Origin of the sequence: Neobacillus sp. DY30, from assembly GCF_030123065.1 — a bacterium.
Lineage (GTDB): Bacteria > Bacillota > Bacilli > Bacillales > Cytobacillaceae > Neobacillus.
The window spans coordinates 3,710,689-3,724,661 of sequence record NZ_CP126093.1 but is presented as its reverse complement, the minus strand read 5'-3'; the positions used below and the strand labels follow the sequence as shown (position 1 = coordinate 3,724,661).

The 13,973-nt window shown below is 36.9% G+C and carries 11 protein-coding genes; 7 read left to right on the top strand and 4 right to left on the bottom strand.

All coding sequences use genetic code 11. The annotated features are described in order from the left end of the window. Window positions 1–2: 2 nt before the first annotated feature. Together QNH29_RS17990 and QNH29_RS17985 are read right to left on the bottom strand one after the other, a co-directional pair. Window positions 3–794 carry an ABC transporter permease gene (locus QNH29_RS17990; protein WP_283860747.1) on the bottom strand — a complete coding sequence of 264 codons (792 nt, stop codon included), beginning with the start codon at window positions 792–794 and terminating at the stop codon, window positions 3–5. After that, complete coding sequence (locus tag QNH29_RS17985) at window positions 791–1,789, bottom strand: ABC transporter ATP-binding protein (RefSeq protein WP_283860746.1); 999 nt, start codon at window positions 1,787–1,789, stop codon at window positions 791–793. The genes QNH29_RS17990 and QNH29_RS17985 overlap by 4 nt, the downstream gene beginning before the upstream one ends. Window positions 1,790–2,069: 280 nt before the next feature. On the opposite strand from QNH29_RS17985, the gene QNH29_RS17980 reads away from it, so the two are divergent. Then, entirely contained in the window at window positions 2,070–2,267 is a 198-nt protein-coding gene (locus tag QNH29_RS17980) for a hypothetical protein (RefSeq protein WP_283860745.1), read from the top strand. A gap of 127 nt (window positions 2,268–2,394) precedes the next feature. Here QNH29_RS17980 and QNH29_RS17975 read toward each other — a convergent pair whose 3' ends face one another. Together QNH29_RS17975 and QNH29_RS17970 are read right to left on the bottom strand one after the other, a co-directional pair. Next, window positions 2,395–3,003: an endo-1,4-beta-xylanase gene (locus QNH29_RS17975; RefSeq protein ID WP_283860744.1), complete on the bottom strand. Its 609-nt coding sequence runs from the start codon at window positions 3,001–3,003 to the stop codon at window positions 2,395–2,397. Next, the gene (locus tag QNH29_RS17970; RefSeq protein ID WP_283860743.1) at window positions 3,000–3,155 is read right to left on the bottom strand and encodes a hypothetical protein; all 156 of its coding nucleotides are present in this window, start codon (window positions 3,153–3,155) and stop codon (window positions 3,000–3,002) included. The genes QNH29_RS17975 and QNH29_RS17970 overlap by 4 nt, the downstream gene beginning before the upstream one ends. Before the next feature lie 463 nt (window positions 3,156–3,618). On the opposite strand from QNH29_RS17970, the gene QNH29_RS17965 reads away from it, so the two are divergent. From QNH29_RS17965 to QNH29_RS17940, 6 genes are all read left to right on the top strand, one after another. Continuing rightward, a complete protein-coding gene (locus QNH29_RS17965; RefSeq protein ID WP_283860742.1) occupies window positions 3,619–4,557 on the top strand; it encodes an N-acetylglucosamine kinase in 939 nt (312 codons plus the stop codon). An 18-nt stretch (window positions 4,558–4,575) separates the two neighbouring features. After that, a complete protein-coding gene (locus tag QNH29_RS17960) occupies window positions 4,576–5,703 on the top strand; it encodes a MupG family TIM beta-alpha barrel fold protein (protein ID WP_283860741.1) in 1,128 nt (375 codons plus the stop codon). A gap of 69 nt (window positions 5,704–5,772) precedes the next feature. Continuing rightward, a complete protein-coding gene (locus tag QNH29_RS17955) occupies window positions 5,773–7,164 on the top strand; it encodes a nucleotidyltransferase family protein (protein WP_283860740.1) in 1,392 nt (463 codons plus the stop codon). Between the two features lie 27 nt (window positions 7,165–7,191). Continuing rightward, complete coding sequence (locus QNH29_RS17950; RefSeq protein WP_283860739.1) at window positions 7,192–7,908, top strand: SIS domain-containing protein; 717 nt, start codon at window positions 7,192–7,194, stop codon at window positions 7,906–7,908. A 313-nt stretch (window positions 7,909–8,221) separates the two neighbouring features. Beyond that, a complete protein-coding gene (locus QNH29_RS17945) occupies window positions 8,222–10,153 on the top strand; it encodes a BglG family transcription antiterminator (RefSeq protein WP_283860738.1) in 1,932 nt (643 codons plus the stop codon). Between the two features lie 135 nt (window positions 10,154–10,288). Continuing rightward, window positions 10,289–13,936, top strand: a complete 3,648-nt coding sequence (locus tag QNH29_RS17940; protein WP_283860737.1) for a hypothetical protein — start codon at window positions 10,289–10,291, stop codon at window positions 13,934–13,936. The last annotated feature ends 37 nt before the right edge of the window (window positions 13,937–13,973 follow it).

Below are 13,973 nucleotides of genomic sequence, written 5' to 3'. Positions count from 1 at the left end.
GGTCAGCCTCCTTGTACAATTAAGTGTTTTTTTGCCTGCGACCATAACAGTCGGATTGGAATTAGTAAAATCACAACCCAGAATGCTTGTGAGAGCAGTGCCGTGTAAATCTCTTGACTAACAAAGCCGCCTGTAAAGATCATGCTCGGAACATAGCTGATTGCTTGAAAGGGCAAATAGGACATCAGGTTTTGAGCCCAGTCTGGATAAAACGAGATTGGCAGCAGTAAACCTGAGAACAAATCGATAACCACACGTTTTGCCCGAATTAATCCTGTGTTATTAAATAGAAAGAACGTCATAATACCCGTTAATAAGTTGATATACGTATTGACAATAAAGCTAAAAATAAGCGAGATAAAGAAAAATATCCACGTTGTCATACTAGCATCAAAGCGTACTGGAAAAATCAAGGCCACAATAATCATTCCTGGGACGGAGAAAAATAATAAGCGAAAGACGCCTTCGCCAAGTGCCTGCATGGTTTTCATCCCTAAATAGTTATACGGGCGGATCATTTCGATCGCGACTTTGCCGTCCTTAATTTCTGCAGCAATCTCACGATCAATATTGTTATAATAAAACGCTCGTGCCATCCAGGCGACTGCCACATAAGTTGTCATTTGAGCGACGGACAATCCTTGAATCTCTTCTTTTCCGCCATAAATCGCAGACCATAAAAAATAGTAGGCTCCAATATTTATACTATAAATTAAAATCCCGCTATAATAATTTGTCCGGTAGGCGAGCATCATTAAAAAACGAACCCGAATCATTTCTAAATACATACTCATGTTAGGGCCATACCTTCTTCGTAAATCTTTCGGACAATCTCTTCGGTTGAAACCTCGTTGATTCGAACATTTTTAATCGGATTTCTTTGGACGACATCACTAATTAATCGAGAGACCATTTCTTCATCTCCATTGATATACCCGAGCCAAGTGGTGGCATCCTTTTGTTCCCATTGAATATTTTCAACACGAGGAAGGGAGCTGCGCTGAACTTCTGACAAAAATTCAAATTCGATTTGTTTACCTTCGACCGCATGTTCCTGAAGTTGATTCAGCCTTCCGTCATAGATAATTTTTCCTTCATCTAATAACACCACTCGTTCACAAAGGGCTTCAATATCCGTTAGGTCATGTGTCGTCAAGAGAATGGTAGTTTTGTATTGCTCGTTAATTTCTTGCAGGAACTTACGGATTTTTAATTTCACTAATACATCTAGACCTATCGTGGGCTCATCCAAAAAGAGGAGAGGAGGATTGTGTACTAGTGCCGCTGCTAATTCACAGCGCATTCTTTGACCTAGGGACAGTTTCCGGACCGGTTTGTCTAATAAAGGGCCAATTTCTAAGGTTTCAATTACATGGCCCATATGACGGTTATAGTCTTGATCCGAAACACGGTAAACCTTTTTTAATAACCGGAAAGATTCTTGAACCGCGATATCCCACCATAGCTGTGACCGCTGACCGAATACCACACCAATCGTTCGTACGAATTCTTCCCGCTGCTTATGTGGGTTCATCCCATTTACCATAATGGAACCGGATGTAGGTGTTAATATTCCAGTTAACATTTTAATGGTCGTTGATTTACCAGCACCGTTCTCTCCAATATAGCCAACCATTTCTCCTTGTTTAACCGTCAAGGAAATATTATCAACTGCCGCATGGACTTTATAATTTCTCGTAAATAAATCACGAAATGCTCCAGCTAAACCGGGCCGGCTTGTATAGGAATTAAATTCTTTCCGTAAATTTTGAACCTCAATGACATTCATTTCGTTTCCTCCTAGGAGTTTAAAAAGAAAAACATGATATTGAAAACGGTCTTACCAATCTTAAATAATAACGTGAGCTAGTTTTTCATGCAAGTAAGGTGCACTTTACTTCAGGTTTTAAATATTATTCACAAAAAATACAACTCTTAGCATTAAACAAGGTGTATAATATAAGCATGATAGAATAAACGATAAATTCAATTTTGAAGATAGAGGTCAGTTCGTCCTGACCTGTTTGTATAAGTACTTTATTATAAGTAAATGAAAGGTGAGGGCTATAGTGACCGATCGTGAACTTTTGGAAGGTATATTTTCAGAGTTAAAAGAGGTAAGAAACGATATTGACCGACTGGAAAAAAAATTAGAAGTACAAAATGATATTCTCAGAACATTTAAATACGATATTGATTTCATAACTGAAAAACAAGCAAAACAGGAATTAAAATTAAATAGAATCAGCAAACAATTAGAAGTCTAAGTATTAAGGGCTTCTATTTTTTATCCGTGCCGTCACTGTTAAAAATCAATGTTATATCCTACCCAGACTTAAAAAGCTTCCTGCCAGAATTAGCCGGAAGCTTTTATATCAATTTTAAGTACATCGATTAGATGGTAATCTGTACGGTTTCAGCATTTTTATCTAAGTTAAAGCTTACTTTCTTATCTCCACAAACAAGATCATAATTACCAAGGAATCCTTCAAATGAAACGATTCCGTTGTGATCTGTCTTACATGTCACATTTGTAGACCAGTCACCTTTAATCAGTTTCTTTAATACTTCATAAGATGGTTTTGGGCTATTATCTTTTCTGACAAATCCAGCAGGAGCACCAAGCCATGCACCATCATCACTGAAGGACCAGGTTGTAACGGCTTCCACCTGAGGATGTTTAAACAGAATCGAATACATTTCTTCAACTTCTCTTGCTTGTCGTTCTTTGAATTCAGGTGTAGATGGGCATTCTGGAATCTGATAATCATTCAGGTCTTCAATCTCAGGCGGCATAAGATGTCCGGATGTCAATGTGTTTTCTGTAAAGTGCAGTGGAAGACCAAAGTAGGGTAAACGGTCTAATACTTCTTCTAATTTCTCTCGTCCCCAATATCCCTGGTGCTGATGTGATTGAATGCCAATCGCATCAATGGAAATACCGGCTTGGAGGCAGCCATCAATTAAGATTTCATAGTTAATAGAAGTATTAAAGTCATTCATAATAGTGTTGCTCCAGGATTGAAATCACGGGTTTTTGTAAACATTTCTTTAATGATTCCAACACGGCCAAGATCTTTAGAGATTTTTGTGATAACATTGTCATATTTATCAAAGATTGGCACGATAACAATTTCGTTGATTACATCCCACATATCTATTACTCCTTTGAAATCCGATACAAATAAAGATTAACTGTCGCTGTTAAGAAAGCAACGTAAATACGTATTTACAAACACACGGCAACCCCTTGGAACATAAAGGGGTTGCTGTGTGTTTTTCATGTTCTGTTTGAAGGATGACTGGCAATTATTTGCAATAGAACACCAATGGTTCTTCCTATTTTTCGAAAATTTACGATAAAGTCATCTAATCTCCCATGGTATCCCTTAAATCTAGCAGGTATATGGCATATTGCTAAATATGTTGGAAAAATTCCAACTGTTTAATGTATTGGGTGGTAAGTATACTTATATAAACTAGACATAGTTGTGTTTTTTGAGATTCAAACAATTTTAATTTTTTTGTTTTAAATCTTACTATAACCCTATAATCCAGGCGCAAGATTGTGCTTTTAGAAAGAAATATATGATTAATGAAAGGATGAATGAACAGATAATGAGTAATAGTTTGATTATTGGAATGGACGGCGGAGGAACGAAAACGAGAGTCATGGTCAAAGAACGACCAGATGGAGAAACGCTATTTGACCAAAATTTTGGGATGTCAAATTATAATAACATCGGCGTAGATGGCCTTAGACCAGTGTTTCGCGAAATTTATGAAGCTTTATTCTCTTGTTTTCAAGAGCAACTGCAAGAGGCGATTCTCGTACTAGGTTCTGCAGGTGTCGATAGACCGAAGGATGTTGAAATCTATCTGACTGCATTAAAAGAAAGCGGATTCAATTGCCAACTAGAAGTAGTGAATGATGCAGAAATTGCCCTAGTTGGTGGCAATGGAGATCGAAAAGATGCTTTGATGATTGCTGGAACAGGTTCCATTGTTGTGGGAATTGACTCAAAAGGTAATATCGTTCGCTCTGGTGGATGGGGCGGATTGATAAGTGATGAAGGAAGCGGTTTCCAAATTGGTCGACATGCGATTGCAGCTGTTATGCAAGAGTACGACAAAGTTATTGCACCTACATCCTTTACAGAAAAGTTGCTGGCTCACTTTCAGTTAACTTCTCCAGAAGAATTTATTGATTTATTATATTTAGAAGAAACGCTGCCAGTTGACAAGGTAGCTTCCTGTACACCGATTATTCTAGAAGCATGGGTAAAAGGAGACGAAGCTGCTCGGACAATAGTAGAAGCAGAACTAGAGAAATTAGTTCGTTTAGTCGTTGGAATCAGTCGGCAAATGGGGTCAGGAAAATTCCGTCTCTCTGTTGCAGGCAGTTTGTTGACGAAATCAACAGATTATTTCGGTAAGTTAAAAGAGATGTTAAGTGTGGTTTTACCACAAGTAGAGATTTCTACACCACTTTATGATCCTGTATTCGGTGCCATCATTATTGGTGCGCGGCTACAAGAAAATACAAATTATGAATAGTAAGGAATGTGACGTAAAATGCGTGAAATAGGAATTAGTGCCTATCCAAACTTTTATCCTTTAGATCAAATCAAAGATTACTTGGAAAAGGCCCATTCATTGGGTTTTAAAAAAGTATTTGTTTCACTGATTTTAAATAATCATGGTTTTGAAGGTGCCGAGGATGTAAATGCGAACACTTGGAATGACCTACTGAGTTACTGTAAAGAACTTGGTATGAATGTATCAGCAGATATGAATGATGAAGTTTTCAACGAGTTGGGTTGTACATTGACCGACCTTACAGCATTACAAAAGATGGGCATCACTAAACTCCGCATTGATGGAGGTTTTACGAGCGAAGAAATTGCACTTCTTTCAAAAAATCAGCAAGGGATACAAATAGAAGTAAATGCCTCAATGTCTTCTTCTGATAATCAGAATGGAAATGCTTTACGTGAATGTCGTGCATTTTTAGAAAAGATAGAAAAAGAAGGAAATATTGGTCAACTAACTGCCTGCCACAATTTTTTCCCGCTGCCAGATACAGCATTGTCTCTTGAGGACATTCGTCCAATTAACGACTTGTTTGCCTCATTCGGTGTGCCGGTCGGTGGGTTTGTTGCATCGCAACTTTCGCCTAAAGATTTGCACCACTTAGGTCATGGGGTTTGTACGATTGAAAAACACCGCTTTTTGCCTTGTCATATTTCTATGTTAGAGTTATTTGCAAATGGTTTTGATGATGTGCTAATTGGTGACTCGTTTGCGGATCTTTCAGAGCTTACCGAAATGGCAAGATGTTACAAACAAGATTATATAGAGATTCCAGTTGTATTTAATCCGTTTGTTCCTCAAAATACAAAAATAAAAATACAAGAGTCCATCCTGCTTTCAAGAGTTGATCAACCTGCCAACCTAATTCGGGCGACGGATACGAGAGGAATGGAAGTGACTCCATGCTACTGTGCACCAAGAGGAAAGTTTACAATTTCTGTTTTAAATAATAGAAGTGCGCAATATGAAGGGGAATTACAAATCTCATTGAAAGATTTAGGACAATCGGTTGAGCACAATGTCATTGGATTTGTTCATCCTTTTGCAAAAGATTTATTGCCTTATCTTTTAGCAGGCAGAAATAAATTTCGATTAGTAGAATATAAGTAAAAAATTTTATAGTAGATAAATGATTTTAGACTGTTATTTGATGTGTTTAAAAAACAAAATTTATAAAACGTGACTGAAACCAGAGGTGGTGGAATGGTGAAAAGCGCCATTATTCTTGCGGCAGGCAAAGGTAATAAAATGTTTCCTTTCAATGCAGTTCGCTCCAAAACAACAATAAAAATCGCAGGGAAGTCATTAATCCGCTTTAACATTGAATCCATTGTGGCAATGGGAATAAAAGAAATTGTTGTTGTCGTTAATGAGGAACATCAAAGAGAAATAGAAAATCTTTTATCAGATATAGAAAACGTTAAATTTGTAAGTGATCAGACAAATTTAGGAAGCGCAGAAAGTCTGGTAAAAGGAGCTGAGAAACTCTCTGATACGAAAGACTTTATCGTTCTCTATGGGGATACCATAGTTGAACAAAAGGATTTAGAGAACTTAGTGAATTCTATAAAACCTGCTGTGTTGTTGAAAAATTTGGAGGAATCCTCAAGAAACTGGATTGGTGCGAGTATTAAGAATGGGTTTATTCAATCGATTGGTGCCCACTATCGTGGGAACAGCATAACCCATCAATTTGCAGGATTTCACTTTGACGATACCCTTTTAGATTATGTGAAAAGAACTCCAGATTATTTTCCAGATGTAAAAGTAGGTGTAGGTGTTCCCAAAGAGAGATTTATTGAAGCTGGACTTCTGAAATCGCTTGATAAAGTAAAATTGAAAGCTATCGAATGTAGTGGATATTTCTTTGATATTGACAAGCCTTGGCATATGTTAGAAGCGAACCAATTTATGGTGGATCATTTTTGTAATGCACTACAAGAGAACCAACTTGCGGAAGGTGCGACGATTTCAGCAAATGCAACCATTCATGGCCATGTAAAACTAGGCAAGAACTCCTCCATTGGTGATCGAGTTGTCATTCACGGTAACCTGCTTGTGGGCGACAATACAATCATTGATAATGGAGCTATTTTTAATGGCAATGCTGTGATTGGTGATCATACAAAAATTAGTAATTACTGCATCATTTACGATGGAGTATCGATAGGATCGAATTGTATATTCGACCATTGTGCAGAGTTCCTTGGTGGAATGGTGATGGATAAGGTATATCTTTACCACTATGGCGAGTTTTATGGTGCAATTGGCAGTCATACGGATATCGGAGCAGCAACCGTTTGCGGAACATTACGCTTTGATGACGGCGAAACTGAGCACGTAGTAAATGGAAGAAAAGAAGTACCGTTACATTTTTCAAATGCTGCTTATCTTGGCGACTATTGCAGAACGGGCGTGAATACGATTATTATGCCTGGTTGTAAAATAGGTTCTTATAGTGTTCTTGGAGCTGGTGCAATCATAGATAAAGATATCGAAAAAAATAGTCTTGTTTTCGTTAAACAAGATCTAATTATAAAAAAATGGAGCGAAAACAAGTACGGGTGGTAACAAATCAATAAAAGGGGAATACTCATCATGGAGAATTATTACCAATATGTGACAAAAAATCTCAAAAAACTGTATACGACACAGATTGATAAAATGGATGAAGCGGCCACATGCATTTTTGAAGTACTTCAAAATGGAGGTCGCTTCCTAGTTACAGGTTCAGGCCACTCCCATATGTTTGCAGAAGAATTTTACGTAAGAGCGGGGGGATTTGCACAAGTCTCGCCTATTTTGCCGAATGAGTTTTTTTTACATGATCATCCGTTAAAAAGTACTGTGATTGAACGCTTAGAAGCCTATGCAAAAGTTATCTTTGATTTATATAAAATCAACTCAAAGGATGTACTTGTCATTGCTTCCAATTCAGGAAGAAATGGAATGACTGTTGAACTTGCAAAAATGGCACAGGAATGTGGTACAAAGGTTATTGCTTTTACAAATCCGAATCATCCTGCAGGCACAAAATCAAGACACAGTAGCGGAAAATATCTTTGTGACTTTAGTGATGTAGTTATTGATAGTTGTACTGGACCTGGGGATGCTGCTTTTTATGTAGAAGAAGCAAAAACAGGTATGGGGGCAACTTCTACTATTGCGGGAGCTTTTGTTGCTCAAACCATTTCTATTTTGTTAGCAAAAAAATACCACCAAGATGGACTGAAACCGCCAGTGTTTAAGAGTTCTAATGTTGATGGCGGAGATGAATGGAATAAAGAACTATTTGCAAAGTATTATGGTGTTTAATCTATCCTGATCAGTCACTAGAAATGTGGATAGGAGTATAATGAGAAAAGCGTTCCCAGGTCATGGGAACGTTTTTTTTGCTTATAGGAAATGTGCCATGTACTGGATATAGAGGGAAATATTAGAGATATATAAGTTTTACTTAACAAGTATGAAGAAATACTTAATTTTTAAACGTGTAGAACTATGTTAAGATTCGTTCAGGTTTGTTTCATATTGCTAAATATGTTGGAAAAAATCAAACTGTTAAATGTATTTGGCGGGAAGTAAACTTAAATCAACTAGAAGAGTATCTAGAGTGATGAGGTAATGTATGCGAAGAGATCTAATTTTGCAATATTTGTATCAAAAAGGAAAATCACTTACATCACAAGAACTTGAAACAGAATTCGCCATTTCAAATCGGACATTACGAAATGAATTGAAAGAATTAAACGTTATTGGAGAAAAATTTGGATTTGTTATTCAGAAAAAACGTGGTGAAGGATATTTACTTCATGTAGTAAATCAAGAAATGGTGCAATCGTATTTGAAGGAAATTAAGGGATCTTTAGCCCCAGATTTACCTCGTGTTCGTGTAAGCAATATCATTATGCTCCTGCTTCAAACGACTCAGTTTCAAACCATTGATATGTTCGCTGATAGCTTAATGATAAGCAGATCGACAGTGCTTAGCGACATGGTTGAAGTTGAAAAACAAGTTAGGATTTTTGATTTAAAAGTAGAAACTAAATCACGTTACGGTGTTCGTTTACTAGGTGACGAAACAAATTTTAGAAGGGCGTTTTCCTATTTCTTAACTCAAAAAGAAACAGGATTGTTAAAAAAATCTAATTATCTAAATTTCGAGAAAGCGTTTCCGTTTAAAGAAATTAGAACTGTTTTGACTGAAGAAGTACAAAACAATCATTTGAAGTTAAGTTATTTTGCACTTGAGAACATTTTAGTACATATTCAAATACTCTCGTTTCGAGTAACTCAACACAATTTTATACTGCCTAATCAAGAAAAGAAGTTTGATGTTTCCCTGATCAAGCCATCGTTTATGAATATAGCCAAGAAAATTTGTGAAGTTCTTTCTGACCTATATCATGTCGTACTACCAGAAAGTGAGATTATCTATCTTGCTGCACATATAAGTGGTAAATCGAGTGTGGATGATATTGAGGAGCAGGAAAAGAATGATTTGAAACAAAAACTAAAGCAGTGTTTCGAAAAATTAGATCAAACTTTCTTGACACAGTTTACAGGTGATCAGCAACTTTTGGATATGCTTATGATGCATATGTATCCTTTGTTAAGAAGGATATATTTCAATTTAAAACTTACGAATCCATTAATAGATGATGTTTACAGTAGATATTCCGATGTTTTTATGATTGCTTTAAAATTTTCTGAAATGATAAAGGAAATATGGGGATTTGAACTTTCTAGTGATGAAATGGGATACATTACGATGCATTTTGCAGCCCATATGGAAAGGGAGAAGCAAAAACAATTAAGTTCCTACAAAAGAATTCTACTTTCGTACGGATCAGGAGCAGGGTCGGCTGATTTACTTAAAATGAAACTCGAAACACTTTTCCAAGGGGCATCAATTAACGTCGTTCTGTATAGTGAACTTCAATCGGTTCATCTAGAAGAATATGATTTATTAGTTTCTTCCATTCCGATTCGCTTTGACAATATTTCTATTCCGTATATTCAAGTAGCACCAATATTAACTGAAACGGATATCCAGAGAATGCGTCGATCGCTCACAAGATACCCAGCGAGTAGAGTTAAGGATAATACACCATCACTCTTATCTCTGTTTCATTCAGAAATTTTTTATATAGAGGATAGTAGAGAGTCTTTTGACTACAAAGCTTTCATTAAAGAAAAAGCAAAAAGAGTTGTTGAACTGGGTTTTGCAACACCTGACTATCCTGATTTGGTTGTCGATCGAGAAGAAAAAATATCGACGATTCTTCAAAATGGGATTGCAGTACCACATGCATTAAAAATGGTTGCTATTCAAGACTCGATAAGTGTTGTGATATTTAAGAATCCACCGACTTACGACGGAAAGGTAGTACAAATACTTTTTTTAATTAACCTACGTGCAGGTGACTTGTTTCTACACAAGGAGTTAAGTCGATTAGTTTTACATTTAATGGAACATCCCGAAGCGAAACAGAGAATTCTCAAGTCAACTAACTTCAATGATTTTCAGTACGAGATTTCTAAAATATTATTTTGCTAGATTAACAAGATTCCGGCAATTATTTGAAAGGAGTTGAGAGCAGAAGGGGAAAAAAAGGGTTTAGAATGTATGGTTAAATCTATGATTTAGAAGGTAATTTTACAATCAAAAAAGGTTTGCTTAGGAGGAAGGTAAATGAAAAAAAGTAACTGGCGTTTTGGTAAACCTGTTACGGCTGCACTTTTAGCAGCTTCAATGGTTGCAGGTAATTTTGGCAGTGTAGGTGTTAACGCTGCACCTACTAAATCAACTCAATCTTTTACGGTAGCTCCTGTTTCAACTGGCACAAGCATCTATATGAATACTACACAAATCACTCATGCAAAACCAACCGGATTAGATACAACCAAGCCAGTAAAATGGACAACTTCTGATCCATATGTTGCCTATGTTGATATGATTGGTAACGAAAAAGGTGATTACAGCGGAAAGATTTTAGGGGTATCTGGTGGTTCGGCAATCATCACTGGTACTGGAGTAGATGTAAATGGAAACTCGAAAACTGTGAATATTACAGTTACTGTAATAGAGTCACAGACCACTACAAATCTTGAAAAGGTAGTTTACTATTACAATGCAGGAGATCCGAAAATTCCGGCTGCCCTTTATACAACAAATTGGCAAACAGCCAATATTCCTACTGCTCCAGCAGGAACTAAATTCCCTTCTAAAAACTATGTTGGATATATTGATGGAGAAGACGGGGTAAAATGGTTGGTTTCAAAAGATACTTTAATAAAGTCAAACGATAAAATTATTCTTGGTGAGGAAAATACTCATCCAATCATTACTGGTATTGTATCTGATGCCATTACACTCTACGATCCCAACTTACCTTCGGCTGATCAAATTCAATATTTGCAGGGTGGAAGATATATACCTCAAACTGGTGAATCTTCAGGTACTGCTTTTGATAAAAATGGTAACCCAACCTCAACTAAATTTAACGCCAAAGAAGTGATTACCAACATTATGTCTGATGGTAATAATGGACTTTGGGTTTTGGGTGAAAAAGGTAATGCAACGCATATTGTTAGAAAGCAAATGTCACTAATGGGTAAAGCGCTAGTTCAAGAGGAAATCTCACGTAACTTCGCTGATCGTTTTGGCTTCCAATCAGGTGCAGTTAGCTTTGCTTCTCAAGCAGACATGGTGAAAGCATTAATGACAGCGGATAAAGACGCTACAAGTTCAATTACCCATACAGATAACGATGGACTTTGGACTACTATGTACGCTTCGGGAGAAATTTGGAGATACAACTACATGAAGGAGAACTTTGGTGAATCTGATGCTAGAACAGTGGATGCGAAAGCTTCTGCAGTTCGTGCCGTTGAAGCTATTGTAACCCTTGGTTATGTATCTGGTATGCAATTAAAGGTTCCTTCAAAAAACAATGTAAACGACTTTGTGTATGTTGTTAACTCTCTAGGTGGCAACGTCAAGACGGTTGAAGAAGCAAAAACGTGGCTTGCAGCGAACGAAGGAAAGCCAGTCTTCGTTGATGATAATGGTAAATATACGTTAACAGATACAGGCAAGCCTGCTTCTGCTGGTTTCTTTGCAAGAACTTACAAAGTACTTGATTCGAAAAATGGGTCTACAACAGTAGAAGGTACTGAAGGTACTCCTGGAATTACTGCTAATACAGCATGGTTGAGGAAGAATGCTGGAACTACAACAGATATTAATGGCAAGGAAGTTAAATATTCTGCTGTTGGAGCATTTAAAAGCGGTGTCGCGACTAATTTGAAAGCTTATGACACAGTAGCTGTCCCTGATCGTTTAGTAAAAGTTCATGCAGACCTAAACAATGGCGACACACAAAATAATTTAGATAGTGATAAAGTTTACTATAAATCAACTACATCAACAGATGAGTTGGTTGGTCATTACTTTACACTTGACTTAGCATATAATTCGTTCAAAGATAGTGATCCTGAACTTGCTGCGCTTATTAAAAACAATTTATTTAACCATACGAACGCAGTGATATTAAACAACTATTACCAAGTGAGTGTGACTGGTGAGAACCCAATTGAGAGCCGTTTTGGTAGCGTTGCTCCTGGTAATGGACTGAACGGTCCTTCATCTCAAACAGCTTGGGGAAATATGAACCCTGAATTCCTTGACGGTGCAAATAACGCATGGAATAGACAGGACTATGAAGATGGTCCACTAAATGCACAATTGCTGTTACAAATGCTTGTAGTTGCAAGAGATATGGGTGCTTATACGGACGCTGAAAGAGAAATCATTGAAGGTCAAAACATTGATATTATTGAACCGCTTGATTATGCAAATGAATACAAAGTAATGAATGGTTTGAAAGCGTCTACAAAAGCTACAGAACATAATGACTTTGAAGTACGATATCCAAAAACATATAACTCATCTTCGATGCTTGAAATGACTTTACAATACCTTGCAAGATACTTTGGTATTGCTGCTCATAATGGAGATGCTATCGGTGTAAATGGTGTAACTCACGAATCATACATGAATTATTCTGATGAAGAAGAAGAAGCACTAGCATACTACACATTATCTCACCACGCTGAGAGCTTTAACGCTAAAGCGATCTTAGAAGGCATGAATCAATGGTGGACTAACGAAAAAAGAGAGAAAAATCCATTCATGTCAACTTTCTATGCAGCCTCTATTGGAGCATTGAAAGCAAAAGGATTTGATATCGGAAACGCAAAAGTTGACCTTGCAGGTTCAACTTGGCAAATGACGCGTATACCTAACAATTTTATAAACTTTGATGTTCTTTCTGCAAACAGAAATGACGTAACACACGAAGCACCAAATCTTATGGTTGACCAATTAATTCCACGTGATGAAGTTATGATGTCTAAGTACAATACGAACATTTTCGGTACGATGGATAGAAGAACGATTGATTCTGGCAACAGTACGAAATTAGAATCATCAACAGTCATTTCTATGCCTTTTTGGTTGACTCAAAATCCCGAGGATGCTGCTTATGTAGAGGAATTAGGATCAACTGTTACTGCTCCAGTAAATAATGGTACAGAAAGCATTAAATACCCAACTAATTTAGCAACTATGAATCCTCATGCTAAATATAATGCAGATACACATACATTTACGATTAACGTGGGTGACTCTGTAAAGCTTGATGCTAAAACAACGGGATATATTAAGAATGTGTCTTGGTCAACGAATGCTTGGGATCAAGCAGGATATAGAAATGGATTACCTGCACAAATCAATGCTGAAGCAAATGTATCTCAAGTTATTGACCTAAGAAATATAGCAACGTACGGTGATGAAGGAAACGTAAGACCAACCGATTTAAGTGTAAATGGCGAGTACTATGGTGCTTATGCAACTGGTTTAAAACCAGGAACAGCTACGGTTACGGCGTATGTTATTGATGGATTCTTTAGAACTCCGGCTAAAATAACATACACAATCAATGTTGTTGACCATAAGAAATCAGAAAAAACAATTGCTCCTACTAAGCTTGACAAGAATTCTTTTGCCTATCCAACATGGTTAAAAAATGCAATGGCTGAATCAAAATTAAATACAGATGGAAACAAATTTGTAGAAGTTCGTTACGAATCATCTTCACCAGACGATGTAGCTGTTGATAGTGAAACTGGAGAAGTTACGTATAAAACAGATAAGCCGGCAAATATCATTGCAACTGTTGTATACTCTGCAATGACCATTAATGGAGAACCTAGATTTGAAAACGATAGCCACGTGATGACTTTTGTAAGATCTGTTTCTAAGAATTCGCAGCGTTAATAATTTTTAAGGATCTTGGTATAAGGGAAATTTCTGA